The organism is Mogibacterium diversum, from assembly GCF_938028775.1.
Lineage (GTDB): Bacteria > Bacillota > Clostridia > Peptostreptococcales > Anaerovoracaceae > Mogibacterium > Mogibacterium diversum_A.
Genome location: NZ_CALIZG010000024.1, coordinates 1 through 24,547, shown reverse-complemented (window position 1 = coordinate 24,547; position 24,547 = coordinate 1). Strand labels below are relative to the sequence as shown.

Annotated in this window: 20 protein-coding genes; 17 read left to right on the top strand and 3 right to left on the bottom strand. The window is 37.3% G+C overall.

Features of this window, described 5'->3' with window-relative positions; all coding sequences use genetic code 11:
- The first annotated feature begins 87 nt into the window (after positions 1–87).
- The 9 genes from nth to Q7O90_RS07090 all read left to right on the top strand — a co-directional run bounded on the left by nth (position 88) and on the right by Q7O90_RS07090 (position 10,785).
- On the top strand, positions 88–753 hold the full coding sequence (gene nth / locus Q7O90_RS07130; RefSeq protein ID WP_304128934.1) for an endonuclease III: 666 nt from the start codon (positions 88–90) through the stop codon (positions 751–753).
- 82 nt (positions 754–835) lie between these two features.
- Complete coding sequence (trmL, locus tag Q7O90_RS07125) at positions 836–1,306, top strand: tRNA (uridine(34)/cytosine(34)/5-carboxymethylaminomethyluridine(34)-2'-O)-methyltransferase TrmL (RefSeq protein WP_304128933.1); 471 nt, start codon at positions 836–838, stop codon at positions 1,304–1,306.
- A 48-nt stretch (positions 1,307–1,354) separates the two neighbouring features.
- Positions 1,355–2,368 carry a type I glyceraldehyde-3-phosphate dehydrogenase gene (gap, locus tag Q7O90_RS07120; RefSeq protein ID WP_304128931.1) on the top strand — a complete coding sequence of 338 codons (1,014 nt, stop codon included), beginning with the start codon at positions 1,355–1,357 and terminating at the stop codon, positions 2,366–2,368.
- A gap of 71 nt (positions 2,369–2,439) precedes the next feature.
- The gene (locus Q7O90_RS07115) at positions 2,440–3,645 is read left to right on the top strand and encodes a phosphoglycerate kinase (RefSeq protein ID WP_304128930.1); all 1,206 of its coding nucleotides are present in this window, start codon (positions 2,440–2,442) and stop codon (positions 3,643–3,645) included.
- Positions 3,646–4,407 carry a triose-phosphate isomerase gene (gene tpiA / locus Q7O90_RS07110; RefSeq protein WP_304128928.1) on the top strand — a complete coding sequence of 254 codons (762 nt, stop codon included), beginning with the start codon at positions 3,646–3,648 and terminating at the stop codon, positions 4,405–4,407. It begins immediately after the preceding gene.
- A 70-nt stretch (positions 4,408–4,477) separates the two neighbouring features.
- The gene (eno, locus tag Q7O90_RS07105) at positions 4,478–5,758 is read left to right on the top strand and encodes a phosphopyruvate hydratase (RefSeq protein ID WP_304128926.1); all 1,281 of its coding nucleotides are present in this window, start codon (positions 4,478–4,480) and stop codon (positions 5,756–5,758) included.
- Positions 5,759–5,777: 19 nt separating this feature from the next.
- Positions 5,778–7,754 (top strand): bifunctional 4-hydroxy-3-methylbut-2-enyl diphosphate reductase/30S ribosomal protein S1, encoded by a 1,977-nt coding sequence (locus Q7O90_RS07100; RefSeq protein WP_304128924.1) that lies wholly within the window; start codon positions 5,778–5,780, stop codon positions 7,752–7,754.
- A gap of 64 nt (positions 7,755–7,818) precedes the next feature.
- Positions 7,819–9,777: a ribonuclease R gene (gene rnr / locus Q7O90_RS07095; RefSeq protein WP_304128922.1), complete on the top strand. Its 1,959-nt coding sequence runs from the start codon at positions 7,819–7,821 to the stop codon at positions 9,775–9,777.
- A 231-nt stretch (positions 9,778–10,008) separates the two neighbouring features.
- Positions 10,009–10,785: an alpha/beta fold hydrolase gene (locus Q7O90_RS07090; protein WP_304128921.1), complete on the top strand. Its 777-nt coding sequence runs from the start codon at positions 10,009–10,011 to the stop codon at positions 10,783–10,785.
- Between the two features lie 514 nt (positions 10,786–11,299).
- Here the strand turns inward: Q7O90_RS07090 and Q7O90_RS07085 are convergent.
- The 3 genes from Q7O90_RS07085 to trkA all read right to left on the bottom strand — a co-directional run bounded on the left by Q7O90_RS07085 (position 11,300) and on the right by trkA (position 15,624).
- Complete coding sequence (locus Q7O90_RS07085) at positions 11,300–12,772, bottom strand: TrkH family potassium uptake protein (protein WP_304128919.1); 1,473 nt, start codon at positions 12,770–12,772, stop codon at positions 11,300–11,302.
- A gap of 12 nt (positions 12,773–12,784) precedes the next feature.
- On the bottom strand, positions 12,785–14,194 hold the full coding sequence (locus Q7O90_RS07080; protein WP_304128917.1) for a TrkH family potassium uptake protein: 1,410 nt from the start codon (positions 14,192–14,194) through the stop codon (positions 12,785–12,787).
- 62 nt (positions 14,195–14,256) lie between these two features.
- A complete protein-coding gene (trkA, locus tag Q7O90_RS07075; protein WP_304128915.1) occupies positions 14,257–15,624 on the bottom strand; it encodes a Trk system potassium transporter TrkA in 1,368 nt (455 codons plus the stop codon).
- A 167-nt stretch (positions 15,625–15,791) separates the two neighbouring features.
- Here trkA and Q7O90_RS07070 point away from each other — a divergent pair, with 167 nt between their 5' ends.
- From Q7O90_RS07070 to Q7O90_RS07035, 8 genes are all read left to right on the top strand, one after another.
- Positions 15,792–16,625 (top strand): Cof-type HAD-IIB family hydrolase, encoded by an 834-nt coding sequence (locus tag Q7O90_RS07070; RefSeq protein WP_304128913.1) that lies wholly within the window; start codon positions 15,792–15,794, stop codon positions 16,623–16,625.
- A 165-nt stretch (positions 16,626–16,790) separates the two neighbouring features.
- On the top strand, positions 16,791–17,132 hold the full coding sequence (locus tag Q7O90_RS07065) for a YraN family protein (protein WP_304128911.1): 342 nt from the start codon (positions 16,791–16,793) through the stop codon (positions 17,130–17,132).
- Between the two features lie 8 nt (positions 17,133–17,140).
- On the top strand, positions 17,141–18,679 hold the full coding sequence (locus Q7O90_RS07060; RefSeq protein ID WP_304128909.1) for a YifB family Mg chelatase-like AAA ATPase: 1,539 nt from the start codon (positions 17,141–17,143) through the stop codon (positions 18,677–18,679).
- Complete coding sequence (gene dprA, locus Q7O90_RS07055) at positions 18,676–19,548, top strand: DNA-processing protein DprA (protein ID WP_304128907.1); 873 nt, start codon at positions 18,676–18,678, stop codon at positions 19,546–19,548. The genes Q7O90_RS07060 and dprA overlap by 4 nt, the downstream gene beginning before the upstream one ends.
- A gap of 75 nt (positions 19,549–19,623) precedes the next feature.
- Positions 19,624–21,741: a type I DNA topoisomerase gene (topA, locus tag Q7O90_RS07050; RefSeq protein ID WP_304128906.1), complete on the top strand. Its 2,118-nt coding sequence runs from the start codon at positions 19,624–19,626 to the stop codon at positions 21,739–21,741.
- Positions 21,742–21,765: 24 nt separating this feature from the next.
- Positions 21,766–22,308 carry an ATP-dependent protease subunit HslV gene (hslV, locus tag Q7O90_RS07045; protein WP_330607367.1) on the top strand — a complete coding sequence of 181 codons (543 nt, stop codon included), beginning with the start codon at positions 21,766–21,768 and terminating at the stop codon, positions 22,306–22,308.
- 19 nt (positions 22,309–22,327) lie between these two features.
- Positions 22,328–23,764 (top strand): ATP-dependent protease ATPase subunit HslU, encoded by a 1,437-nt coding sequence (hslU, locus tag Q7O90_RS07040; protein WP_304128904.1) that lies wholly within the window; start codon positions 22,328–22,330, stop codon positions 23,762–23,764.
- The gene (locus Q7O90_RS07035) at positions 23,765–24,403 is read left to right on the top strand and encodes a YigZ family protein (RefSeq protein WP_304128902.1); all 639 of its coding nucleotides are present in this window, start codon (positions 23,765–23,767) and stop codon (positions 24,401–24,403) included. It begins immediately after the preceding gene.
- The last annotated feature ends 144 nt before the right edge of the window (positions 24,404–24,547 follow it).

Sequence of the window (24,547 nt, the reverse complement as noted above, 5' to 3'; positions counted from 1 at the left end):
ACAATTTGTATAAATGTATTCTTCGTATACGATTATATTGAAAGCATGTATAAAGTCAATATTTAAACACGAAAAAAGGGTAGTATCATGAATAAACGTAAAACAAAAAAATATTTTAAAACTGATGATGAAGTAAAATTAGTATTGGATAAGCTGGAGGCAGAGTACCCTGATGCTGATTGCGCATTACATTATGATTCAATCTTCCATTTGCTACTTGCAGTTGTATTGTCTGCACAGACGACAGACGCCAGTGTTAACAAGATAACACCAAGACTTTTTAGTACTTATGAGAATCCACGTCAACTAGCAGCAGCAGATATCAAAGACGTGGAGGGATTGATTAAAACTCTCGGATTATATAAAAATAAAGCAAAAAGCCTAATAGGAATTGGAAATCTGTTAACTGAATCATATGGGGGAGAAGTTCCTCGCGACTTTTCAGAACTTCAAAAACTTCCGGGAGTAGGGCGTAAGACAGCCAATGTAGTCATGTCTGTCGGGTTTGGAGAGCCTCATATAGCTGTCGATACCCATGTGTTTAGGGTTTCTAATCGAATTGGGCTCGTTGATGAGGGTGATGTTTTAAAAACAGAAAAAGCACTTATGGAAGTAATTCCTAAGAATAGATGGTCACATATGCATCATGTATTAATTTTTCACGGAAGAAGATGCTGTACCGCCAGAAATCCCAAATGTGATGAATGCTGTATAAGGGATGTATGTAGATATAATAGAGAGAAGCAAAAATAAATTTAAAATTGCATTATTGAAAATACAACACCTAACTGATATTATATTTTTGTTGAAAGTTTTAGTTTTTAAGGAGATGAATTTGTCACTACATGTAGTCCTAGTTGAGCCAGAAATACCTCAAAATACTGGTAACATTGCAAGAACCTGCGCAGCAACCAATACTACGCTTCATCTAGTGCGACCACTTGGGTTTAATATAGATGAGAAATCGGTTCGCAGAGCTGGACTTGACTACTGGAGATACGTTGATTTAATCGTTCACGATAGTTTAGATAAGTTCCTCTCTGAACATGGAAGTGCGAGATTGTTCCTTGCTACCACTCACGGTGATAATTGTTATACTGATTTCGAATATGAAGATGGTGATATGTTCTTATTTGGGAGAGAGACAAGAGGTCTTCCTAAAGAGCTGATTGGAAATTATAATGACACAGCTATTAGAATACCTATGAGTGAGAATACAAGGCTTAGGTCTCTGAACCTTGCTAATTCAGTCAACATTGTTTTATTTGAAGCTCTCCGTCAGAACGGATTCCCTGGGCTTCTATAGTGTCGTTTTATGTAATGGCAATCTTTTTCGAATGTTAAGGAGGAAAAAATGATTAAAGTCGGTATTAGCGGATTCGGAAGAATTTCAAGAGTAGTCATGAGAGCAGCTCTTGATATGGATGATATCGAAATTGCAGGTATTAATTGGCGTAACTCCGATCTAGATTATATCGTCTATATGCTTAAATACGATTCGACGTTCGGCAGATTCCCTGGAACTGTTGAGAAGTATGAAGATGGAATCGTTGTAAATGGCAAGAAAATTCCAGTATTTATGGAAGATGATGCGAAAAATATTCCTTGGGATAAGTGTGGAGCGGAATACATAGTTGAAGGAACAGGTGCTTATAACACTACTGAAAAAGCTCAGGCACATCTCGATGCTGGTGCTAAGAAGGTAATTATTTCGGCTCCTGCAAAAGATAAGGCAACACCTACGTATGTCTATGGTGTTAACCACGAGGATTATGATAGTGAGTTCAATGTTGTTTCTAATGCATCTTGTACAACGAACTGCTTGGCTCCTCTTTGTAAGGTTATCAATGATAACTGGGGAATCGATCAGGGTCTGATGTCAACCATTCATGCTGCAACAGCAAAGCAGAAAGTTGTTGATGCAAGATCTATGAAGGACTGGAGAACTGGAAGATCTGTATTTAACAATATAATTCCTACTACGACAGGTGCAGCAAAGGCTGTATCTCTTGTAATTCCAGAATTAGAGGGAAGACTAACAGGTAAAGCTTACCGTGTACCAACAGCGAATGTATCGGTTATAGATTTAAATCTTATTCTCAAGAATCCAGCATCTTACGAAGATATTTGTGCTAAGGTCAAGGAAGCTTCTGAGAATGAATTTAAAGGAATCATCGAATTCGTTAATGATGAAGTTGTGTCGTGTGATTTTATCGGAGATCCTTGTACGTGCATATTTGATGCTAGAGAAGGTATAGAATTAAATGACAGGTTCTTCAAGTTTATTATGTTCTATGATAATGAGTACGGATATAGCGTACAGCTTCTAAGACTCATCCAGCACATGGGAAAAGTTGATAATAAATAAGAATTATAACTATATGATGCCGTGCATTCTGCGCGGCATATCATTTATTTTGTACAAGTGAGGTACACGATATGAAGAAGACGATTAGGGACATTGATTGGTCTGATAAAACAGCGGTGGTAAGGTGCGACTTCAATGTTCCGCTTGTAAATGGTAAAATCAGTGATGATACTAGAATTGTTGCTGCATTACCAACTATAAATTATTTACGTGATCATGGCGCTAAAGTTGTTATTTTATCGCATCTTGGTAGACCAAAAGGTGAGCCTAATGATGATTTTTCGCTATATCCGGTAGCGGAAAGGCTTAGTGAAAAACTTGGATCTCATGTTAATTTCATAAAATCTGATGTAGTGGTCGATGATAAAGTTTCTGAAGCTGTAAAAAATCTTGCTCCTTCCGAAGTTGCGCTTCTTGAGAATGTAAGATACAGAAGTGAAGAAACGAAGAATGATCCTACGTTTGCACGAGAGCTTGCATCTCTCGGTGATGTATTTGTACAGGAAGCATTTGGAACGGCGCATAGAGCGCATGCTTCAACAACAGGTATAGCCGATTATATTCCTGCAGTGTCGGGATTCCTGATTGAGAAGGAATTAAAGTTTTTGGGTGCTGCAATTGAAAAACCGGAAAGACCGCTGGCTGCAATAATGGGTGGTGCAAAGGTAAAAGATAAGATTCCCGTTATTATTAATCTATTAGATAAGATAGACTACTTAGTTATTGGTGGAGGTATGGTTTATACTTTCCTAAAAGCTGAAGGCTATAGCATTGGAAAATCTATTTTCGACGAAGAAGGTTTCGAACTTATCGGAAAGATTAAGGCTGAAGCAGCGACAAAGGGGGTTAAACTCATATTACCCGTGGACATTGTAGCAGCAAAAGAGTTCTCGAATGAATCAGAGCACGGTGTTTATAGCGTGTCAGAAATCCCTGACGACATGATGGGAATGGATATCGGACCAAAGTCTGAGCAGCTATACTGCAGTGAACTTGAAAAGTGCAAGACCGTTGTGTGGAATGGTCCTATGGGCGTGTTTGAAATGCCAACGTTTGCTTCTGGAACAAGAGCGATTGCAGAATGCCTAGCATCAATTGATGCGACTACTATAATTGGGGGTGGAGATTCAGCTGCAGCAGTGACTTCGTTTGGGTTAGCTGACAAGATGACGCATATTTCCACAGGAGGAGGAGCAAGCCTAGAATTCCTAGAAGGAAAAGAACTTCCTGGAATAGCATGCTTAAATGAAAAATATATTAAAGGGCAGGATGATTAGATGAAGAAATTTTTAATTGCTGGTAATTGGAAGATGAATAAATCAATTGCTGAAGCAAAACTCTTTGCCGACCAATTAAAAGGCGAAAATATTGTATATCCAGAGCAATTGGCAGTAATTGCACCGTTTACGCAGCTTGAGACTCTCAAGAGAGAACTCGATGGGACAGGTATAAAAGTCGGTGCACAGAATGTTCATTTTGAAAAGAGTGGAGCCTATACTGGAGAGATTTCAGTTTCTATGCTCAAGGAGCTTGATATTGACCTCTGCATCGTGGGTCACTCTGAAAGAAGAGAATATTTTGCTGAGACAGATAGTACGGTGAATAGGAAGCTTAAAGCACTCTTAAATGCCGGAATCACGCCTATTTTATGTGTTGGGGAAAGTCTAGAAATTAGAGAGGCTGGCAATGCAATGCTATTTGTCAGTGGACAGATAACTCAAGATCTAGACGGACTCACCCCAGCGGAGGTTGAACAGATTGTTATAGCATATGAACCTATTTGGGCGATAGGAACAGGTAGGACGGCAACACCAGATCAGGCAGAAGAGATGTGTGGATTTATCAGAGGAATGATAGAGGGAATGTACGGAAGGGAAACTGCAGAAGGAATGATAATTCAGTACGGAGGCAGTATGAAACCTTCAAATGCCGATGAACTTCTAAAAAAACCTGATATCAATGGTGGCCTTATAGGAGGTGCAAGCCTAGAGGTCGGAACATTAATGGAAATTGCAAAGGCAGCGTTCAAACTACAATAATTACAGATATATATTATCTGTAATTATTGTAACGTTATATTAAAATCAATTTAAAAATGGAGGGTATGGTATGTCATCTATAATCACAAATGTAATTGGCAGAGAAATTCTTGACTCAAGAGGAAATCCTACAGTTGAAGCTGAGGTATGGTTAGAAGATGGGACTGTGGCAGTTGGCGATACACCGAGTGGTGCATCAACGGGTATATATGAAGCTCTTGAACTTAGAGATGGTGATAAATCTCGTTACGGTGGCAAGGGTGTTTCTAAAGCAGTATATCACGTCAATAATGAGATTAAGACTTTACTTCTTGGCAAGGATGCTCAGGATATATATGCAATAGAGAAGCTAATGATTGACGCAGATGGAACTAAGGGAAAGAGTAACTTCGGTGCAAATGCTATTCTTGCAGTGTCTCTTGCTTGTTCTAAGGCTGCAGCTAAATCATTAGGTATTCCACTATTTAAATTTTTCGGTGGTATTAACGGAAACACACTTCCTGTTCCAATGATGAATATTCTGAATGGAGGAGAGCACGCATCAAATACCGTCGATGTACAGGAGTTTATGATTATGCCTGTAGGTGCACCTTCCTTTAAGGAATGCTTAAGATGGTGTGCTGAAGTTTATCATCAGCTTGGTAAAGATCTTAAAAAAGCAGGATATTCAGTAGGAATTGGTGATGAAGGTGGATTCGCACCAGACCTAAAGGATGAATTTGAAGTATTAGACTATATCTTAGCAGCAATCAAGAATGCTGGATATACTCCAGGAGATGACTTTGTAATTGCGATTGATGCTGCTGCAAGCGGCTGGAAAACCGATAAGACGGGCTTTTACAAGATGCCTAAGTCAGGTAGAGAGTTTAGCGCTTCTGAACTAGTTCAGAACTGGGCAGAGTTCTGTGACAAATACCCAATTGCTTCTATCGAGGATGGAATGGACGAAGATGATTGGGATGGATGGAAGCTTATGACTGAAAAGCTTGGAGATAAGATTCAAATCGTTGGTGATGATTTATTTGTTACTAATCCAGAAAAATTAGCAAAGGGTATTGAGCTTGGCTGTGCAAATGCAATTCTAATTAAACTTAACCAGATTGGAAGTATATCTGAGACACTAGAGGCAATTGAGCTTGCTAAAAAGAACGGATACAATGCAATAGTTTCGCATAGATCTGGTGAGACAGAAGATACTACTATTGCAGATTTAGTAGTAGGCATCAATGCTAGACAAATTAAAACCGGAGCACCTGCTCGTACAGATAGAGTTGCAAAGTATAACCAGCTTTTAAGAATTGAAGATAAGCTTGGAGCTGGTGCCAAATTCCCTGGGAAAAAGTGCTTCTAAAAACTGGTAAGGTGGATAATTGGAAATAATAAGAGCTGATCATTCTGGGTTTTGCTTTGGTGTAGAGAAAGCCATTGATAAGACCTTTGAACGAATAGATAGAGCAAAAAAAGATTGCCGTACTACATATACGTGCGGCAATCTAATTCATAATAGGGCTGTCACTGAAAGGGTTGAATCCATGGGAGTGAAAATGATTTCTTCTCTCGATGAAGCAAAAGAAGGTGACGTTGTAATTGTACGCTCTCATGGTGAACCAAAGGAGTTTTACGATAAGGCAGATGCAAAAGGTATAGAATTAATAGACACAACTTGCGTATTTGTAACTAAGATTCACAAATTGGTTTTATCGGCCCATAGAGAAGGTAGGCCAATCATAATTGTCGGGAGTGCAAATCATCAAGAAGTTAAAGCTACCAATGGCTGGTGTGATTATGCTGGAATAATTTTAGAGAATAAAGAAGAGGCATATCAATTCGTTAGAAATTTTAATTCTGACAAAATTCCATTAATAGTGTGTCAGACAACTATAAAGCGAGAACTGCTGGATTCTATTCTCGGTGTTTTTGACAAGGCATCTCTCAAATATGAGATAAAAAACACTATCTGTAATGCAACTAGAGATAGACAGGAAAGCTGTGCGCAACTAGCTAAAAAAGTAGACGTTATGGTTGTTATTGGAGATCCGAATAGTTCAAATTCAAAAAAACTATATGAAATAGCAAAAAAATACTGTAAAAATGCATTATTTATACAGGATATTTCGGATTTAGAGTTGAAAGAACTGGGCAATTATAATAAAATAGGGATAACTGCGGGTGCTTCAACACCCGAATGGATTATTAAGGAGGTTATTGCTAGTATGAGCGAAAATGTCACAGCTAATGTGGATCATAATCCAATGTTGGATTATATGGATGACATTGAGAATTCTTTGCGTCTACCAAGACCTGGAGAAATTGTTGATGGAACTGTGCATCAGGTAATGGATAACGAGGTAATCGTTAACATTGGATGCAAGAAGGATGGAATCCTTTTGAAGAATGAGGTATCTCTAGAGCCAGGACAGACTCTAGCTGACTTATTTAAGGAAGGTGATGAAATCCAGGCCAAGGTAATGAAGTCAGATGATGGTGAGGGTGGAATTCTTCTTTCTAAGAAGAGACTCGAGATGAACGAGAACTTCAAGGAACTTGCCGCAGCACAGGCTAATAAGGAGATTATTTCAGTTAAGCTCGTTAAATCTGTTAACAGCGGAGTAATTGCAGCTTATAAGGAGATTTCAGGATTTATTCCTCTTTCTCAGCTATCTGATAGATATGTTGAAAATGCCGATGAATTCCTAGGACAGACAGTGGATGTTGAGGTTATCAAGGTTGACAACAAGCGTAACAGAGCAGTTTTCTCAAGAAAGGCTGTACTAGTTGACGAAAAGCGTAAGCAGGTTGCAGAGATTTGGGCGAACCTAAATGTTGGCGATGTTGTTGAGGGAAAAGTTATGAGATTCACTGACTACGGTGCATTCGTAGATATCGGTGGTGTTGACGGTCTTCTTCACATCTCTGAAATTTCTTGGGGCAAGCTTAAGCACCCTAAGGAGGTTCTCAACATCGGAGACATTATCAACGTTAAGATTCTCGCATTAAACGAAGAGAAAGGGAAGATTTCTCTTGGTCTCAAGCAGACTCAGCCTGAACCATGGTCTCTAGTTGGTTCAAAGTATGAGGTTGGTCAGATTATTGAAGGTAAAGTAGTTCAGATTAAGGACTATGGCGCATTCGTTGAGCTAGAAGCTGGTCTTGATGGACTAGTTCATATTTCTGAAATTGCCAACAGAAGAGTCGAGAATGTTTCTGATGAGTTAGCGCTCGGAAATTCGATTACTGCTAAGATTATGGAAATTGATGCAGATAGAAAGAGAATCAGTCTAAGCATTAAGGCTTTGCTTGGTGATGAAGAAGAAGTTGAAGCTGAAGCTGAATCAACAGAAGAATAAATAATCAATAGATTATCATGGCCGACTTTTGTCGGCCTATTTTTATATTTACAAGTAGGGTAAGATGTCTAGAAGAAGAAAGATAAAGAAGCCGAAGCGAAACGCTAGGAGAACGATGATTGTAGAAGGTAAACTCATGAAGAATAAACGTGGGTTTGGTTTCGTGTGCCCTGATTATGGTGTTGATGTATTCGTATCAGGAAGAGACATGAATGGTGCCATGAATGGGGATATTGTACGAGTGAAGTCTCGTGAAAATCACATAAGGCGGGGTGCTTTTGAAGGCAATATAATTAAAATCGTAGAACGGAGCTGTAAGTACGTTATAGGACATTTAATCGTGCAGCGTGGCTTATACCTTGTAAACCCGATTAATAACAATAACGACAATGTAATGATATCTAAGCATAATCTTAGCAGTGCTAAACCTGGGGATGTCGTTAAGGCGAAGATTATTAGATACCCTAAAGGCGATTATATTGCAGAAGGTAGAGTTAAAAGAATAGTAGCTAGGGCTGGAGATAAAGATCAGTTTATTCTCAGTCAAATGGCTGATTATAACGTTAAACCACATTTCTCTAATCGAGTAATAAACGATGCAGATGAAATAGCTAATAGAGTAAAGACTGTCCCTTCACATGGACGTAAGGATTACAGATCGCTTATGACCGTAACTATTGATGGACCTGATTCAAAGGATTTTGACGATGCTATAAGCGTTAGAAAGCTAGATAATGGAAATTACGAGTTGCTTGTACACATCGCCGACGTTGCGGAATATGTACGTGAAGGCAGTGCTCTCGATAAGGAGGCTTTAAGTAGAGGAAATAGTGTATATCTACCTGATAGAGTTATCCCTATGCTTCCCGAACGTCTTTCAAATGGCGAGTGCAGTTTGAATCCTGATGTCGAAAGACTTACGATTAGCTGTGCAATGGAAATTGATGATGAAGGGCATGTTGTAAATTACGATATTAGTGAATCAATAATTAAGTCTAATTACAGGTTAATTTATGATGATGTATCGGATATGCTAGAGATTAATAATGAGGAACAAATAAATAAGTATATTGATGCGTATCCGATGCTTACAGACGCCTCCGAATTATATCATATCCTCTCAAGAAGGCGGAAACGTGACGGAAGTCTTGACTTTGATTTACCAGAATCAAGGATAATATTAAATGAAGATGGTGAGCCGATAGATGTTATTCTGTCTGATCGCAGAGTAGCTAACCGATTGATTGAGGAATTTATGCTTGCTGCTAATAGGACTGTTGCAGAGCACTATTTCTGGGCGAAAAAGCCATTTGCCTATAGAGTTCATGAGAAACCCGATACTCTTAAAATGATGGAGCTAAAGGAATTCCTGATGAATCTAGGCTTTTCTCTCAATGGCAAATCAGATTCGATAAAGACAAAGGAGCTAAGCAATATTCTTACTATGCTTGATGGCAAACCAGAAGAAGCACTAGTAAGCCGTGTTATGATTAGAACAATGCAGAAGGCATATTATTCATCAGAATGCCTAGGTCACTACGGTCTTGCGTTTAAGTACTATTGTCACTTTACATCACCAATCAGAAGATATGCTGATTTGCTCGTTCACAGAACGATTAAGAATCAAATTCACGCAGGAGAATTTATCTCGAATGGAACAGGATATAATGCGTTCTTGGAAGATGCTTGTAGGCACATATCAGAGACAGAACGAAATGCTATGGAACTTGAACGAAAGGTTACAAAGCATTATCAAGTTATATATATGAGTAATCATATAGGCAGTGAGTTTGATGGTGTTGTAAGTGGAGTAAAATCTCACGGTATATACGTTGAGCTTGAGAATACGATAGAAGGATTTATCGGACTAGAGTTACTTGGTAATAGATATATCATAGATGAGAAGTCGTATTCTGCCATTGATGAAGTTAGTGGCAATACAATTACACTCGGACAGCCTATTAGAATCAGAGTTGTTGATGCTAGTCCAGAAGACGGATATATAGATTTTGAGATTGCTTAACGGTAATAGCTTTATGGGTATATAGTAATCAGTCTATTTTTCGACTAATTTCAGGACGATAGATTCCTTGCTTGCATTATGTCCTACAACGGTATCTATTTCTCCAGTGACCACACATTGCTTATATTGAAGGTAAGTTGTCATTTGAAAAGGAAGCCTAGCTATATTGTCTTTCAACTTTTGATGGCTATTATTATGCATATTTTAAAGATCATTGATGATGAGGTACAAATGAAAGAATATAAAATTAAAGGTACAGCATACAAAATTCGATATAATGATTTTTATGGTGACTCAATACCAATTGTATTTATACATGGTTTAGGATGTGCGGGATCTTTTGACTACATTGAAGTAGCGTCTGCTCTCGGAAGTGAACATAGAATAATTTTAGTTGATTTATTGGGTGCGGGTTATAGTGATAAACCATTACTATTTAAATATACAGTTGCTTCACATGTTAAATACTTAAAAGAATTTATTGAAGATCTTAATTTAGAAAAAATTATATTATTTGGTCACAGTTTAGGAGGTGCAATAGCTATAGAATTGTCTGCTTTGTTAAAAAGTCGTGTAAAGGCTCTTATCCTTAGTGAATCAAACTTAGAACCTAGCACTCCTGGATCAGCAAGTTTTGAATTTGCAAATTTTAATGAGATGGATTTAGATAAGTCTTTTGAAAGTAAACTTATAGAGTATGAAAAATCAGGAAATACAATGTGGACCGCCACCTTAAGAAACTGGCTACCAAAAGCCGCATTTGAATTATCTGTTAATGCTGTTAGTGGTGGTAAAGTATCATGGAGAGAACTTTTATATAGACTTGAATTTCCAAAATATTTTATTTTTGGAGAAAAATCATTACCTGATGCAGATTTTGATAAATTAACAGAGCATGGTATTCTTGTTGAAGTTGTTCCAAATGCTGGGCACTCAATGGCATGGGAAAACCCTGATGACTTTGCACAAGCAATAAAAAGGTGTTTGAATTCAAAGTCTCTAGGATAATAATTTAATGTAAAACTATGGGAGATTGATAAATTCCATCTCTTTTTTTCAAACGATAGTGAGGTGCATTAACAATTTATACCGTGAAATTGTATCTATTTGCGAGTCCCAATGAATAACGCCACACGCAAATGGATACAATAATATATTTGCATTTTGTAAGAACAATTTGGACAAAAGTGAGGTATAGGCACATTACCAACAGTGACTATTTTCTTTAACCCTTGAACTTCGCAAGACAATAACTCAAGGGCATTGTCTTCTATGTCTAATAAAGATGTGATAATATTCATATGAATTCCTTTCTCAGATGTTTTCCCAAAAACATATTATGAGAAAGTGAAAAGCGAGGTAAGAATAACAACTGCCTCGCTTTTCAAATACCAAATCTGACCCCTAAAACCAGACCCTAAAATTCGCCCCTAAAATATCTAGATCCTAAAAAACTTTGATTACCCTAAAATTTGCCCCTAAAATATCTAGATCCTAAAAAACTTTGATTACCCGCCTTTTATTAGAAGAAATCGTTATCATTCTTCCAGAAGCTCTTGAAGAATAAGAGTATAACAGGGTAGATTTCAAGTCTGCCTGCGAGCATTAGAAACATCATAGTTATCTTTGATACTATAGAGTAGTCATCAAGAATCCCAGTCGTTGCAGTTTGATTAATGTAAGTGCCAGTGTTAGTGAGCATCGCTAGCGAAGTGCTTAGTGCAGTATTAAGATCAAGATTAATCGATAATATTAGAGCACCAAACAGATACGTTACAACAAACATTACAATGTATAAGTTACAACGTAGAAGGGTGTTGAGTTTAAGCGGTGTTCCTGCGTATTTAATTGGTCTAATAGCATTCTTGTGAATATGGTGATAAAGCGTTCTAGAAGCCGTTTTTAAGGCAATTATTGTTCTTGCAGCTTTTATTCCACCACCAGAAGATATCGCGCATGCTCCGATAAACATCTGCACTAATATAATTGCACAAGCTGCTCCTGGCCATCGGCTAGTATCAGAAATTTGATACCCTGCTGTAGTAAAATAAGAATTAACTTGCATTAGAACATTACCGAATTCTTTTAGCGATGAAATACTTCTGTTATATGTGATATACAATATTCCCGTAATGAAAATAGCAGTTGTCAAAATTCGTCCAGAGTGAAATTTTAATTCTGGTCCTTCAGTTAACTCTCTAAATTTTCTCATAGTTGCTAATAATAGAATGGAAAAGTTGAGCGAACTCATGAAAGCGAAAGTTGTAATTATTATCTTTACAGCTAGTCCATAACTAATAATATTCCCATTGTTAAGGTTCATTAAGCCAGCTGTACTAATGTTGCTGAGCGATGTAATAAGAGAATCGCTTTTATTTAAACCCGATAATCTTAATAGTGCATATTGTATTGCAGTAAGTGATATATATATTGCTAGAGCTCTGCGATAAGTCTTTCTGAATGTAGTATTTATTTTCATAAATCCAGGACCTGCTATTTCTGTAATGACAAGAGATCTTCCTACAAACTGCCATGTCGGTAAGAAGTTTAAAGCAATAACAATAATCCCGAGTGCACCCATCCAGTTACACGAAGCGCGTAGCATTTGAAGACCAATTGGCATAACATCTGAGTTTACAACCGAAGTACCAGTAGTTGTCCATGAAGCAACGGCTTCATATAATGAATCTATATACGATAAATTAAGGCTACTCAGATAGAAAGGGATTGATGTAATGAAAATCATAGTGAGCCACGTAAAAATAGTCGTCATAAAGCATATTCTCGAGTTCATACGATTTATATCATAGTAAAACACTTTCTGACCTATAAAACCTATAATGAATGTTGATATAGATATAGTACCAATATGAGCTAGTTCATTGTAATCCTGATATCTTATGCATAACAAAACAGCTGGAACCGTGAAGGCTCCAAATATCATCAAGGATGCAAATACCATATGAAGAACAAATCTCTTTTCTTTACTAACCATCTGATATCCTCATTAAACTCTATGTCTATTCCAGTAATGCCTAGAGAACATGATCAGAAATGTGCTAAGCTCGAGTCTTCCAATTATCATTATTAACGCAAGTACAAATGTTGAAAAGTCAGAATAGAAATGGAAGTTTTCTATCGGACCAACTTGGGCTAATCCAGGACCAACGTTACTTATACAAGATAAAACAGCTGTAAAATCAGTGACCAAATCAGCGTTTGATCGGAGAGAAACTAGCATAGTTCCAATACCTAGCGTCATCAAAAATGTAATGACAAATGATAGCATGTACATCATAACTTCACCAGAGATTTTCGTACCGTTATATTTAACATCGTCAATAATATTGTCATGAAGTCTAACCTTAACTTCACGCTTAAACATCTTAAATACTGACAATACACGGATGATTTTTATTCCACCTGCTGTTGATGAACTCATTGCTCCTGTAAACATAACTAATATCAAGACCATCTTACAAAATGCAGGCCACAGATTAAAATCAGTAGTTGCATATCCAGTAGTGGATATCATCGTTGCAACTTGAAAAGCCGCATCAGTAACTGCTTTAAATGTATTCTTATATCCACCTTGAAAGAGAAGTGATATTGTTATAAGTGTTGTAGATATTGCCAAAATGCCAGCATAAAGTCTCAATTCCTCATCAGCCAGAGCAGTTTTAATTTTGCCTCCAAGCATTGTAAAAAAAAGATTGAAGTTAGTACCTGCTATAATCATGAATATTATAATAACCCATGTAATGTAATAGCTATGGAAATGAGCTACACTATCATTATAAACACCAAAACCACCAGTAGCCATAGTTGAGAAAGAGTGGGCAACAGCATCAAATATATTCATACCGCCCAAAAGCAGCAGAACTATTAGAATAACAGTAAGTATTACGTATGCGATATAAAGACTTCTAGCAGTATCGGAGAATCTAGAAGTCAGTTTCGTTACAGTGGGGCCGGGTGTCTCTGCACTTGCAACGTTTTGCGCCTTTACTCCTAGGTTAGGAACTAGTGCAACCATTAAAACGACAATTCCCATTCCTCCAAGCCATTGGGTCTCTGAGCGCCATAGTAACATTGATTTTGGCAGGGCCTCAACATCTGTAAGTATAGTTGCCCCAGTGGTTGAAAAGCCAGAACACATCTCAAAAAAAGCGTCTATAACATTTGGAATAGACCCTTGTATTACGAATGGTATCGCAGCCAAAACAGAGGACATAATCCACGCAAATGAAACGATAAAATAGCTGTCTGTGTATCGAAGCGCTTCAGTAGAGCTAGATCTTCCTAAAATGCTCGTTGTAATTATGCCTAAACCGAAAGAAATTGCGCATGCGATAGTAAAAGCAACTACTGAGTTATATTCTTTGTAAATCACCGCGACAAATAGAGGTAGCATCATGCTACCTCCGATAACAAATTGCAGTTTTCCGATTATATTAATAACTCGTTTACACATGGCACTTACTTTAAAATATTAAGTCTTATATTTGGCTTAAATAGTTTCTCTACATATCCGATATTGGAGATCATGCAGACGATTGTAACTCGATCTCCAGGTTTGATTTTTGTATTTCCATCAGGAATTATTGTGTCCATTCCGCGGTGGATGGCTGCGATGATTATATAATCAGGCAGGTTCATGTTTTTAAGAGGAATATTAATCATGCCCATGCCTTCCTGCGCATAAACCTCCATGAGTTCGGCCTGACCTTGCAGAAGGACGGATGATATAACTTTTTTTGCCCCGCGTATGAGCCTAAGAATAGTTGAACAACTGATATCAAGTGGGTTAAGAACTACATCTATACCGAGCTTTGAAATTAAATCTGTATAGCTGTCATGACTAACCTTAGAAATTACATCTTCTATACCATGCGTCTTGGCCATAAGAGCAAGAAGGAGGTTCTCTTCATCATAACCTGTCGCCGTTACAAAAGCATCCATTTCATCCATATCCTCTTCAGTAAGTAGACCAACATTAGATCCATCACCATTAAGAACCATTACATTTTCAAGCTTATTCGCCAAATAGTGACAACGAGCTTTGTCTTTTTCGATTATCTTTACGAATACGCCGTACTCAGATAGCCTAGAAGCAAGGTAATACCCGGTTTTTCCGCCGCCGATAATCATAACCTTCTGTACTGCAGAATGCTTCATTTTAGTGTGTACACGACTAGCTAAATCAAATACATTTTCCTTTTCACCTATAAGATAGAGGAGGTCGTGTGCTTCTATAACCGAATTTCCATGCGGAATTATCATTTTTCCTTTGCGAGAAATACCTACCATTAGCATATCTGGCATAATAGTTCGAAATTCAACTAGCGATTTACCGATAAGCTGAGGTTTCTTATCAGCTTCAAATTCAATAAGTGCGATACTTCTCGAAGTAAAAATACCATTGCTAAGAGTGTATTTCTCAACCAGATATCGATAGATTTCAGAAGTAATTAGAAGGTCAGGATTAATGAGCATATCAATATTATAGTGCTCCCTGAGAAAGTCTAACTGATTCATATGTTCCGGCTCTCTAACTCTTGCAATTACGCGTTTGCAGCCGAGAATCTTTGCAAAAGAAGCAGCTAAGATATTTGTATCATCAGATGTCGTTGTGGCGATGAGAAAATCGAAAGATTTTACGTCAATATTATTGAGTGTTTCGATAGTCTTGGCATCACCAAGAACAGTGAATACATCGAACTGTTGTGCTAGTATATCTAATTTTTTTTCATTGTTATCTACAACCGTAACATCATAATCTCCATCAAGCAGAGCTTCAGTAATTCTGATTCCAAGCTTTCCGGCTCCAATTATCGCAATTTTCATTTCGCCATCCTGTCATAAAATAAAATATAGATTAACGAGCTGAATCAATATATAATGTATTTCATTAATAGCTCAATAGTGAATTATAATTCAAACACACAATATTTGCAATTGAGTTATCATTTTTTGATTGAAAAATCAACAAAAAAGTGCATTAAGAGGTATAAATGAGTATTAAGATTATTGGATTAGATTTAGATGGAACAACTCTTGGGATTAACGGTAAACTACCTCCAATCAACAAGATTGCTATTGAGCGCGCAATTGATGCGGGTATAAATATTGTTGTGACGACAGGGCGTGTCATTTCAGCAGTTCCGGAAGACATTATGAATATATTCGGGCTAAGATATATAATTTCCTCAAATGGAGCTCATGTTCGTGATTTAAAGCAGGGACATGATGTGTATTCCAGTTTTATAGAGCCAGATGTAATCGGGAGAGTAGTGGATCTTGCGAGAGAACGAAATCTATATCTCGAGGCTTTTCACAATGGAAGAGCGTATATAGATTCAGCTCTCTATCATGACATTGATGTTAATGGAAGCATTCACAGAAGGCGCGAGTATGTTCTTAGGACGAGAAATCCATTGGATGATATATTTGGATTTATGCTTGATAACTGCACAGAGATTGAGAATATAAATATCTTTTTTGAAGATATGGATAAGCTTGAGGATATTCGAAAGATAGTAAGTAAATATGATGATGCTAATGTAACGTCATCTGTGCCAAATAATATTGAAATCGGTGGACTCGGCTCTAGCAAAAGCAAAGCGTTGTCTGAACTTATGAAAATACTCTCGATAGACAGATCTGAGCTTATGTGCTGTGGTGATGCAGCGAATGATATTCCGATGTTGCAGTTAGCGGAAATTGGAGTTGCTATGGAAAATGCATGGGATATTGTTAAGGAGAATGCTGATTACATAACGGATACAAATGTAAACGGAGGCGTCGGTAAAGCCATATTAAAGTTCTGCTTTGGCGAAGAAGTTTAAAATCAAATTAAAAATAAAAATCAATGCATACGAACTGTGAATTCACTATTTGCAGTCCTGTATGCATTTTTTTTGCAATCATAATGAATGCTTATCTATTTCGTGATAAAAAGAGTTTCCATGATAATTAGAAATTGCATTTATTAATTATTGAAAGGAGATTGTATGAAGTACAACAAGATAATAGGTAGTCTAGGCGAAAAGATGGCTGCAGATATACTTGAACAGCAAGGATATGAGGTGATTGCAAGAAACTATACATGTAAATTAGGAGAGATAGATATTATCGCTATGGACACGAGGGAAAATGTACTTAGCTTTATTGAAGTTAAAACGAGGACGAGCGATAAATATGGTTATCCAGCAGAGGCAATATCAACCAATAAAATCCGTCATATCAAAAACGTGGCCGGTCATTTCTTGCGTAAACATGCAGATTTTAGCAATTATAATGCTCGATTTGACGTAGTCGAAATTGAATGCAAAGTTAGTAAGAATTGTTTTTAGAGGTGAATATGCTATCAACGATTACAAGTGGAGTTATTAAAGGAATCGAAGGTCAGAAGGTAAACATTGAAACATGTATAGGCAATGGTCTTCCTAATTTCAATATTGTTGGTTTAGCTTCAAAATCAGTTATAGAATCGAGGGAAAGGATTCGCTCAGCAATAATACATTCAGGTTATGATTTTCCGCATGGCCATATAACTGTCAATTTATCGCCAGCAAGTCTTAATAAAAATGGAAGTCATCTAGATCTCCCGATTGCAATCGGAGTACTCTCGAGTACTCTAGTAGTAAATAGTAGGAAAGCGAAAGCATATGCGGTTATTGGAGAGCTCTCTCTCTCTGGGCGGATTATGCCAATAGATGGGGTTTTACCTTTGATAATAGCCTTTCGTGAAACAGGCATAAAAAAGGTTATTCTTCCTGTAAGAAATGTTAAGGAAGCATCGATGGTAGAGGGGATTTCTGTAATAGGGGTTAAGAAACTTGAAGATGCAATAGTTGCAATTAATAACGAACTTAGTGAGGGAGATACTTTTCCAATTGAAAATAACTCTAATGAGAGAATAGAAGAATGCGATTATTCAGACATAAAAGGGCAAGAGTATGCAAAAAGAGCACTTGTTGTCGCCGCTGCTGGTAAGCATCCACTACTTATGATTGGACCTCCCGGGTGTGGTAAAACTATGCTTGCAAAGCGGATGCCTACAATATTAACACCGATTACAAATAGTGAACTGCTAGAAACTACAATAATACACTCTGTGGCAGGTCATCTTAATAAAGGCAGTAATAACTTGATAAATAGACCTTTTAGATCCCCGCATCACACTATATCTAGAGCAGCTCTTCTCGGTGGCGGGGTATATCCTTTGCCTGGAGAAATTTCTTTAGCTCATAATGGTGTGCTGTTTCTCGATGAATTTTGTGAGTTTGATTCAGGTCAAATAGAAGCCCTTCGGCAGCCATTAGAAGATCATAAAATCGTAATATCTAGACAAGGAATTACATATGAATTTCCGTGTAGAGCACTTGTGGTTATGGCGGCAAACCCTTGCCCATGTGGATTTTTTGGAAGTGAATCAAATGAATGCACATGTACTGCACAAGAGATTGCTAGGTACAGAAGACGAATGAGTGGTCCAATTTTAGATAGAATAGATTTGCAACTTACCATGCAAGAAGTCAGATATGAGGATCTCAAATTTGAGAAAAGTGGAATAAACAAGGTGCTAGATAGTGAAACAATGAGTTCGATGGTAAGTGATGCTGTAAAGTTCTCTAAACTAGAAGGAAGAGACGAAAAATGCGGAAATATTAGTGATAAGAAAATTAGAGACGCTTGTCTACTTGGAAATCTTGAAAATAAATTTTTAGAAAATGCATATGATAGGCTTAACCTATCTCCGAGGAGTTATATACGCACACTTAAGGTAGCGAGAACCATTGCAGATATAGAACAAGAGCGGAAAGTTAGTATTACACATTTAGCAGAAGCACTTGGGTATAGATGTAGTGAATTTGATATGGGAAAAGATAAAATATGAATAATAAATATAGCAATGAAATTAAAGAAATTGATATTAATTCACCGTATTATCCAGAAAATTTAAGAATAATAAATGATCCACCTGAACGCCTATACTGTATAGGTGACTTAAATCTTCTTGGCCTAAAATCAGTAGCGGTAATTGGTTCGAGAAAATATACTCTTTATGGAAAAATTGTAGCCCAAATGATAGGTAAAGAACTTGCTAAAGCTGATATTCCCGTGGTTTCAGGTCTTGCATATGGAATTGATAGTTTTGCGCATGAAGGAACAGTGAGTCTGGGAGGGAAGGCCATAGCGGTGCTCGGTACTGGAATTGATATAATTCATCCAGTGAGAAATGCATGGCTATATAACAAAATCGCTTCTAGCGGATTAATTATATCTGAATATGAGCCTGGTACACCAGGTGCTAAGTATACATTTCCTCAGAGGAACAGGATTATAAGCGCAATATCTGAAGCTGTAGTAGTTGTGGAAGCTGGTCTTAACAGCGGATCACTAATAACTGCTGACTTTGCGAATGAACAAGGAAAAAGCATCTACGCTGTGCCTGGGAACATAAATAGCCAGTTTAGTGTTGGAACAAATAAATTAATTAAAGATGGTGCAATTCCATTGATTAGTATCAGTGATGTAACATCGGAAATCAAGGGAGTAGAATATACTCCGCAAGATATTGAGACGGATCTTGGAAATGACGAACTAGAGATTTATAAGGAGATTCAGAAATCCACATCTTGTACTATTGATAGCATTGCACACAATCTCAACAAAAACGCTGGAAAAGTCAGTGCTATACTTACAGTGCTCGAGATTAAGGGGGTCATTACAACCTACGGTGGCAAAGTATTTCTTGCAAAATAAAATCCCAAGGTTTATGATGAACTCTAATATTATAGAGAAGTTATATTTATAAATTAATTGTTAAGGGGTTAATTGATGCCTAGTACAAAAACTAAAACGTCAACCAAGAATAAAAAAACAACGAAGTCCAAGAAAACTGCTAGGAAGCGCACACTATTAATTGTTGAATCGCCTTCAAAAGCCAAAGTTATTGGGAAATACTTAGGTCCTTCTTATAATGTGCTCGCTTCAGTAGGACATGTAAGGGATTTACCTAAGAGCAGACTAGGGATAGATATAGAAAATCAATTTGAACCTGGATACATAAATATAAGAGGCAAGGGTGACAAGATTAAGGAACTTAAGAAAGCGGCATCGTCGGCATCACGTGTTCTTTTGGCAACTGACCCAGACCGTGAGGGAGAGGCTATATCATGGCATTTAGCATATTTGCTTGATATCGATCCTAAAAGTGAATGCAGGATAGTTTTTAATGAAATAAATAAAGAAGCCGTAAAAGAAGCTATTAAGCATCCTAGGTCAATAGATATGGGATTAGTAGATGCTCAGCAAGCCAGAAGAGTGCTAGATAGATTAGTTGGATATCAGATTAGTCCGCTTCTATGGCAGAAGGTAAGGCGTGGTCTCTCTGCTGGTAGAGTGCAGTCTGCAGCTCTCAAGATGATTTGTGATAGAGAGAATGAAATCAAATCTTTTGTACCTGAAGAGTATTGGACTATAACGGCTGATTATGGAGATAATTTCAATGCATCGCTCAGTAAATACAATGGAGAAGATATTCGCATTACTAAAGCTGAAGAAGCTGATAATATTGAGAAGCAGTTAAGTGCAGGAAGATTTGTAGTAGAGAGTGTAAAGACAGGTAAGAGAAAGCCAAAACCTTATGCGCCATTTACTACTAGTAGTCTACAGCAGGATGCTTCTATAAAGTTGAATTTTCAGACTAAGAAGACTATGCAAATTGCCCAACAGCTATACGAAGGGATTGACGTAAAAGGAATTGGAACGAGAGGTTTAATTACTTATTTACGTACTGATTCCGTTAGAATATCATCTGCTGCAAAAGAAGCTGCATCGGAATTTATAGCTAATAAATTTGGTAAGGAATATTGTTCCAATAACTCATTTTCAAACAAGAATAAAGACATACAGGATGCACATGAAGCAATTAGGCCTACAGATGTTAACCTTGAACCGGAGGCAATTCGCGATTCATTGACTTTAGATCAATTTAAGCTATACACCCTTGTTTGGAATCGATTTGTTGCATCACAGATGGCAGCTGCAGAGTTTGATACAGTGACTGTAACCATAGATAATAATGGATATGAATTTAGGTCATCTGGTTCAAGATTAGTTTTTGATGGCTGGAGAAGGGTATATCCAATTGCAAGCGATAAGGATTCGTATGTACCAGAACTCAAAAAAGGTGATGAACTTAATTGTATAGAGCTTATTAAAGAACAGAAATTTACACAACCACCTGCTAGATATACGGAGGCTGGTCTTGTTAAAGAGATGGAAGAAAAGAATATAGGAAGACCTAGTACATATTCAGCAATTATAACAACGCTTACGGGTAGACGCTATGTTACTAGAGAAAAGAAAAATCTAGTACCAACACAACTGGGATTTGATGTTACGGGTATTCTTTCAGAGTATTTCGGAGATATCGTAGATGTCGAATTTACGGGTGAATTAGAGAATCAACTAGACCAAGTCGAACTAAAAAAAGAAGCATGGAAGCATGTAATAGAGGATTTTTATGGACCATTTAGCAAAGAGTTAGAAGTTGCTAAAAATGAAGTAGAGAAGATTGAACAGGAAGTAGTCCTAAGTGATGAAGTTTGTGAATTATGTGGGAAACCTATGGCGATTAAAGAAAGCCGATTTGGTAAATTCTTAGCCTGCACCGGGTATCCTGAATGCAAAAACACAAAACCAATTTTAAAGGAAATTGGGGTAAATTGTCCAAAATGTGGCAAACCAATTATTGAAAAGAGGACCAGACGCGGTGGCAAGATATTCTACGGGTGTAGTGGTTATCCAAATTGTGAAGTTTCATTTTGGGATAAGCCAACTGGAGAACTGTGTCCTAAATGCGGATCAATGCTTCTTGAAGGCAAAGGGAAAAAAGCTAAAATTAAATGCTCTAACGAAAATTGTAGTTATGTAAAACCAGAGAAAAAGTAAAGGTTTATTATAATTTGGAGGTAGATGATGGTTCAATTTCATGCGACAACTATTTGTGCAGTTAAAAGGCCTGATGGAGATATTTGTATTGGTGGTGATGGGCAGGTTACGATGGGGGAAACTACCATCATGAAGAACGGTGCCAAGAAGGTTAAGAAAATCTTTAAAGGAAAAGTCCTAACTGGATTCGCTGGTTCCGTGGCAGATGCCTTTTCACTAACCGATAAGTTTGAGAATAAGTTACAGGAGCATGATGGAAATTTAAAGCGTGCAGCTGTTGATTTAGCTCAATTTTGGAGAAGCGATAAAGCAACACGTAGTCTTGAAGCTTTGATGATAGTGGTTAACGAGGAAGATTTACTAGTTATATCAGGGAACGGGGAAGTTATTGAACCTGATAAAAATGTCGTTGCTATTGGTTCTGGCGGTAATTATGCGTATTCTGCTGCTTCCGCTCTATTTGATAATACTGAATTAGATGCTGAAAGTATTGTTCGCAAGTCACTAGAGATTGCATCTTCTATTTGCGTATATACAAATGACAATATTTCTGTTGAAAAATTATAGGAGGTAAATGAGGTAAATAATGAAAAATAATATTAAAACGATGACTCCTAAACAGATAGTGGCTGAGCTTGATAAATATATAATTGGACAGGATGAAGCAAAAAAATCAGTAGCAATTGCTCTCAGAAATAGATATAGGCGCAGTCTACTAAGCGAAGACATGAGAGAAGAAATCACTCCTAAAAACATTCTCATGATGGGACCTACTGGAGTTGGAAAAACTGAAATTGCAAGAAGACTTGCTAAAATTATGGAAGCACCTTTTGTAAAGGTTGAAGCCACCAAGTTTACTGAGGTGGGCTATGTTGGACGTGATGTTGATTCGATGGTCAGAGATCTAGTTGAGGCCTCTGTCAGGATCACTAAACAGCAACGTATAAATGAGAAATATGGAATTGCTGATGAACTTGTTGAGGAAAAGATTATTGATGCTCTTGTTCCAGGGGCGTCATCAGATAATGTCAAGAATGTTAATGGACCTAATCCATTTGACTTTTTCCTTAACAATTCCAACTATCCAAGTCAAAAGAAGCAGTATGAAGAGCAGCAGAATTTGGAAAAGCAAAGTGTTCCAGAAGACGTTGCTATGGCTAAAGAACAAGTTAAAATTCATTTAAGAGAAGGCAAACTAGAGGATCAACTTATAGATATAGAAGTTGAGGACTCTGTAAATACTAATCAATTAGATATGCAAAATGAAGGAATTGGCATAGCGATAGGCAATATATTTGGAGATATGATGCCTAAAAAGACCAAGCACAAAAAAGTTACGGTTAGGGAAGCAAGAAAAATATTAAGGGAGCAAGAGGCACAAAATTTGATAGATATGGATCAAGTTATTGATGATGCTATCGAAAACGCTGAGCAGAACGGTATTATTTTCATTGATGAAATAGACAAAATTGCTTCTAGAAGTTCGATGGCTTCAGGTGCGGATGTTTCCCGTGAAGGTGTACAAAGAGATATTCTTCCGATTGTTGAAGGGAGTGTAGTTAATACAAAACATGGTCCAGTAAAAACTGATCACATGTTATTTATTGGAGCTGGAGCATTTCATGTTTCTAAGCCTTCTGATTTAATTCCGGAGCTACAGGGAAGATTCCCGATAAATGTCGAGCTAAAGAATCTCGACAAAGCGGATTTTAAAAAGATTCTTACTGCTACAGAAAATGCTGTAACAAAACAACAGAAAGCATTACTCGAAACTGAAGGAGTAGATGTTGAGTTTACAGATGACTCAACGGATGAAATTGCTGAAATGGCATATCTTATGAATGAGCAGACTGAAAATATTGGAGCAAGAAGATTATATACGATTCTTGAAAAATTACTTGAGGATATATCATTTATACTTCCAGATAATTCTGTTGAAAAGATAGTGATTGATAGAGAGTTTGTAAAAAATAAATTCAAGGAGACTGTCAAGGAAGTAGATGTTGACAAGTACATTTTGTAAATGAAGCTCTATGACACTGTATACCAAGAAGCTAAAGCTGAATATATAACCCAAAAATCTCGTTTTATAGCACATATTTCACCGGTAGACTCATGTGATGAGGCGAAAGCGTTTATCTCGTCAATTAAGAGTGAATATAAGGATGCAACACACAATGTACCAGTTATGGTCGTAGGAGAGAAACAAGAGATACAATGGTCTAGTGAAGATGGTGAGCCACAGGGGACTGCTGGCGCACCGATTCTTCGCATGATTGTTGAAAGAGGGCTAACTAACCTGGCTATTGTCGTGACTCGCTATTTTGGTGGAATAAAGCTTGGCACTGGGGGCCTCGTGCGGGCATATTCGACTTCTGCGAGACTTGCGATAGATAAAGCATTGCTTTCTGAAGTGAGGGAAGCTATAGTTTTAACATATGAAATTTCATATTCGCATTTGGCACAAATTGAAAACATTTCAAAAACAGGGGTTTTCAAGATTGCAAAAATAGAGTACACTGATAAAATCACACTGGATGTTAGTGGAGATATTGATCAAAAGCAATCAATAATTGATACAATAACAGAGGTTACCGCAGGTAAATGCAAGCTGCTTAAAGAGAAATCAAGAAAAAATAAATTTCTGATTGACAGTGATTAGATGCTGTGTTAGTATGAATAACGCAGTTGAGTGAAGACTGCAGCACAAAATTGACGCTTAAGGTTAAATAATCTAGTGCGACAAATATCTTTGGACGCTTAGCTCAGCTGGGAGAGCATCTGCCTTACAAGCAGGGGGTCATAG

Excerpts from the sequence above, each read along its gene's own strand:
- Q7O90_RS07065 (WP_304128911.1), top strand. The coding sequence starts at position 16,791 with ATGAAGTACAACAAGATAATAGGTAGTCTAGGCGAAAAGATGGCTGCA.
- Q7O90_RS07080 (WP_304128917.1), bottom strand. The coding sequence starts at position 14,194 with ATGATGCTACCTCTATTTGTCGCGGTGATTTACAAAGAATATAACTCA.
- rnr (WP_304128922.1), top strand. The coding sequence starts at position 7,819 with ATGTCTAGAAGAAGAAAGATAAAGAAGCCGAAGCGAAACGCTAGGAGA.
- nth (WP_304128934.1), top strand. The coding sequence starts at position 88 with ATGAATAAACGTAAAACAAAAAAATATTTTAAAACTGATGATGAAGTA.
- Q7O90_RS07070 (WP_304128913.1), top strand. The coding sequence starts at position 15,792 with ATGAGTATTAAGATTATTGGATTAGATTTAGATGGAACAACTCTTGGG.
- hslV (WP_330607367.1), top strand. The coding sequence starts at position 21,766 with ATGATGGTTCAATTTCATGCGACAACTATTTGTGCAGTTAAAAGGCCT.
- hslU (WP_304128904.1), top strand. The coding sequence starts at position 22,328 with ATGAAAAATAATATTAAAACGATGACTCCTAAACAGATAGTGGCTGAG.
- tpiA (WP_304128928.1), top strand. The coding sequence starts at position 3,646 with ATGAAGAAATTTTTAATTGCTGGTAATTGGAAGATGAATAAATCAATT.
- topA (WP_304128906.1), top strand. The coding sequence starts at position 19,624 with ATGCCTAGTACAAAAACTAAAACGTCAACCAAGAATAAAAAAACAACG.
- Q7O90_RS07090 (WP_304128921.1), top strand. The coding sequence starts at position 10,009 with ATGAAAGAATATAAAATTAAAGGTACAGCATACAAAATTCGATATAAT.
- dprA (WP_304128907.1), top strand. The coding sequence starts at position 18,676 with ATGAATAATAAATATAGCAATGAAATTAAAGAAATTGATATTAATTCA.
- Q7O90_RS07085 (WP_304128919.1), bottom strand. The coding sequence starts at position 12,772 with ATGGTTAGTAAAGAAAAGAGATTTGTTCTTCATATGGTATTTGCATCC.
- eno (WP_304128926.1), top strand. The coding sequence starts at position 4,478 with ATGTCATCTATAATCACAAATGTAATTGGCAGAGAAATTCTTGACTCA.
- Q7O90_RS07060 (WP_304128909.1), top strand. The coding sequence starts at position 17,141 with ATGCTATCAACGATTACAAGTGGAGTTATTAAAGGAATCGAAGGTCAG.
- gap (WP_304128931.1), top strand. The coding sequence starts at position 1,355 with ATGATTAAAGTCGGTATTAGCGGATTCGGAAGAATTTCAAGAGTAGTC.
- trkA (WP_304128915.1), bottom strand. The coding sequence starts at position 15,624 with ATGAAAATTGCGATAATTGGAGCCGGAAAGCTTGGAATCAGAATTACT.
- Q7O90_RS07115 (WP_304128930.1), top strand. The coding sequence starts at position 2,440 with ATGAAGAAGACGATTAGGGACATTGATTGGTCTGATAAAACAGCGGTG.
- Q7O90_RS07035 (WP_304128902.1), top strand. The coding sequence starts at position 23,765 with ATGAAGCTCTATGACACTGTATACCAAGAAGCTAAAGCTGAATATATA.